5 protein-coding genes are annotated in these 3,132 nt (G+C 66.8%); 2 read left to right on the top strand and 3 right to left on the bottom strand.

Going from position 1 to position 3,132, the window contains the following annotated elements; all coding sequences use genetic code 11:
- Positions 1-342: RMD1 family protein (locus tag KGM94_RS24655; protein WP_366526273.1), on the bottom strand; the 342-nt coding region annotated here is incomplete at its 3' end.
- A gap of 80 nt (positions 343-422) precedes the next feature.
- Positions 423-608 carry an MJ0042-type zinc finger domain-containing protein gene (locus KGM94_RS24650; RefSeq protein ID WP_300265175.1) on the bottom strand — a complete coding sequence of 62 codons (186 nt, stop codon included), beginning with the start codon at positions 606-608 and terminating at the stop codon, positions 423-425.
- 313 nt (positions 609-921) lie between these two features.
- Between KGM94_RS24650 and KGM94_RS24645 the strand changes: the two genes are divergently transcribed.
- Complete coding sequence (locus KGM94_RS24645) at positions 922-1,494, top strand: glycosyltransferase (protein WP_300265172.1); 573 nt, start codon at positions 922-924, stop codon at positions 1,492-1,494.
- A gap of 65 nt (positions 1,495-1,559) precedes the next feature.
- Positions 1,560-2,546, top strand: a complete 987-nt coding sequence (locus KGM94_RS24640) for a helix-turn-helix domain-containing GNAT family N-acetyltransferase (protein WP_300265169.1) — start codon at positions 1,560-1,562, stop codon at positions 2,544-2,546.
- 209 nt (positions 2,547-2,755) lie between these two features.
- On the opposite strand, the gene KGM94_RS24635 is transcribed toward KGM94_RS24640, so the two are convergent.
- A partial coding sequence (locus KGM94_RS24635; RefSeq protein WP_300265166.1) for a molybdopterin-binding protein occupies positions 2,756-3,132 on the bottom strand: 377 nt, incomplete at its 5' end.

Here is a 3,132-nt window from a genome sequence, read left to right as displayed (position 1 = left end):
CAGTGCCGTGCTCTTGGCGAGCGCATCCGCGATTAGGAGCAGCCGGTCGTCGGAGAACTTGCTGAGACAGATCGGCCCGCCCGGCTGGACCGCCTCGGCGCCCTCGTCATTGCAGAGCTGCGCCTGTGCGGTCTCTTCCTCGTACGGGGTGAGTTCGCCGACGACGCGCGGCTTGAGGCCGTCCAGCAGCGCCTTCTCCTCGGACGGCAACAGTCCGATCAGCACCACGACGCCATAGCGGAAGATCACCGCAAGGCCGGCGTGGACACGGAAGGCGACCGGCGCTGACGAGACCAGGCTGCCGATCTCCAGCCCGGCGGGATTGATGCGGTCACCCAGCATCAACGCCCGTATCCGCAGCATCGGCGCGGCCTCGGGCCTGGCGGCCGCCACGGTCGTGTCTAACTCGGGTTGGTCTGCATTCACCCTGAGATCCTGCTTGGCGCCACAGTGAGGCGATAGGCAACGGCGCGGGAGCCGTCGAGCACCTCCAAGACCGTATCACAAATGGCGCAGCGGAATTCGCCCGATCTGCCGGGCAGAGATGTCAGTGCGATCCGGCGGAAACCGGCCCCGCAATTCGGACAAGTCAGGTCACCTTTTTCCATATTCACCCTGTCGCTGCTTCAACGGCGCCGACAATGGCATTCAAGTCTTTGCATCCAGTCTTGCAGCAATGTGATGTGCCACCGTCTCGACAATCGCCGGCGGCGAAATCGGTTTCGCGCCGCAATTCATCCGGCGGCCGAAACATTCGGCAATATGGCCGCTCCCGGCGATACGTTCGGCCGCAGCTGCCTGCGGGATTGTCCCCTTGAGCGGCGCAGTGCGGCAAGCCGTTGCGCTCGGCGCGGCGCCATGATTATGACAAGGGACAACCGGGCCACGCTTTCTCCTGCCTGAGACAATGAAGCCTCATTCATGCTGAGCGTCATCATTCCGACCGCGGGCGTCGAGCAGCCGACGGTGGCAACCCTGGCCGCGCTGGTTCCGGCCGCGGCCGCGGGACTGATCCGCGAGGTCCTGCTGGTCGACGGCGCCGACAATGGCGTGATCGAGCGCGTCGCCGACGTCGCAGGCTGCCGTTTCATCGGCTTTGCCGGCGAGCACGGCGCGGCGCTCGCCACCGGCGCGCTGCAGGCCCGTTCGCCCTGGCTGATGTTCCTGCATGCCGGCGCGGTGCCGGAGGCCGGCTGGATCGAGGAGACGACCCAGTTCATCCAGACCGTCTCCGCCAGCGGCAGGCCGCGCGCCGCCGTGTTCCGCTACGCGCGCTCGCCATACGCCGATACCAGCCTGCGCGAGACGTTCCGGGCGCTGGCGCGGACGATCGTCGGGCCGCTCGGCGATCAAGGACTGTTGATCGCACGGGATCATTACGACCGGCTCGGCGGCTACCCGCCCCATGCCCGCTGCTCCGAGGCGCGGTTGCTGCGCCGGCTCGGCCGCTCCTCCCGGACGCTGCTGCGCAGCCGGATCGTGATGATGGCGTGAGGTCGAAAAGAGATACTTGCCAAAGTCAAATAATTAATTGACTATGGCAAGCATCGAGGTGGCCGATGTCTTCGAGCGATATGTCCTCACGCCGATCATCCGCGACAGCTTCGCCCGGACAGGTCTCGGACGGCCAGGTGCTGGCGGTTCGCGCCTTCAACCGCTTCTATACCCGCAAGCTCGGCGTGCTCGGCCAGCAGCTCCTGAAGAGCCCGTTCTCGCTGAGCGAGGCGCGCGTGCTCTACGAGCTCGCGCATCCCGACCCGCTTCGCGGCGAGCTGTCCGCCAAGGAGATCGGCAACGCGCTTGGCCTCGACCCCGGCTACCTGAGCCGCATCGTGCAGAATTTCGACGAGGCCGGCCTGATCGTGCGCAAGCCGCTCGCCACCGACCGCCGGCAATATCGGCTCAGCCTGACCGCGAAGGGCCGTCAGGCCTTTGCCAAGCTCGAGCGCACGACCCATGAGGACGTCGCCGCGATGCTGCGGCCGCTGCCGGCGGAGGACCGCAGGCGGCTCACGGGCGCGATGCAGACGATCGAACGGCTGCTCGGCGCGCCGCGAACGGCGCCGCCGGCCGCGAGCCTGCGCGATCCGCGGCCCGGCGACATGGGCTGGGTGGTGCAGAGCCACGGCGCGCTCTATGCGAGCGAATACGGCTTCGACTCCGGCTTCGAGGCGCTGGTCGCCGAGATCGTCGCAAAATTCATGACCTCGTTCGATCCCTCGCGCGAACGCTGCTGGATCGCTGACATCGAGGGCCGGCCGGTCGGCTCGGTGTTTCTGGTGAAGGCGAGCGACGATGTCGCCAAGCTCCGCCTCCTGCTGCTCGATCCGGCCGCGCGCGGCCAAGGCCTCGGCCAGCGGCTGGTCGCCGAATGCATCGCGTTCGCGCGCGCCTGCGGCTATCGCCGCATGACGCTGTGGACGCAGAGCATTCTGACCGCGGCGCAGCGAATCTATCAGGACGCCGGCTTCCAGCTCGTGGCCGCCGAGCCGCATCGCAGCTTCGGCCAGGACCTGATCGGCGAGACCTGGGAACGCGAAATCTAGAGCGTTTGCCGATCTGATCGAATCGAGACGAGCGGTAGATTTCTCAACCCGTCATTGCTGTGAGCGAAGCGGAGCAATCCAGAATCCCGCCGCGGAAAGATTCTGGATTGCTTCGTCGCTTCGCTCCTCGCAGCAATGAGGAACATGGCATCGAAAGCAGCTCCTCTGCGACCTGATCGGCGGATGCTCTAGGAGCGCCATGCTCGCATTCACACCGTTGCGCCCTGCGCCTTCGGCCGCCGCAGGTGCTCGTCGAGCCGCGGCATGATCTCGACGAAATTGCAGGGGCGCGTGCGGTAGTCGAGCTGCGCCTTCAGGATGCCGTCCCAGCCATCGCGGCAGGCGCCGGGTGAGCCCGGCAGACAGAAGATGTAGGTCGCCCCCGCAACGCCCGCCGTGGCGCGGCTCTGGATCGTCGAGGTGCCGATCTTGGCGTGGCTCATCATGTGGAACGCGATCGAGAAGCCGTCCATCCGCTTCTCGAACAACGGCTCGATCGCCTCCGGCGTCACGTCGCGCCCGGTGAAGCCGGTGCCGCCGGTGGTGACGATCGCGTCGATGCCGGCGTCCGCGATCCAGCGCCTGA

Source organism: Bradyrhizobium sp., assembly GCF_028868675.1.
Taxonomy (GTDB): domain Bacteria; phylum Pseudomonadota; class Alphaproteobacteria; order Rhizobiales; family Xanthobacteraceae; genus Bradyrhizobium.
The sequence above is the reverse complement of the archived record's forward strand: the minus strand, read 5'-3'. Positions and strand labels throughout refer to the sequence as shown.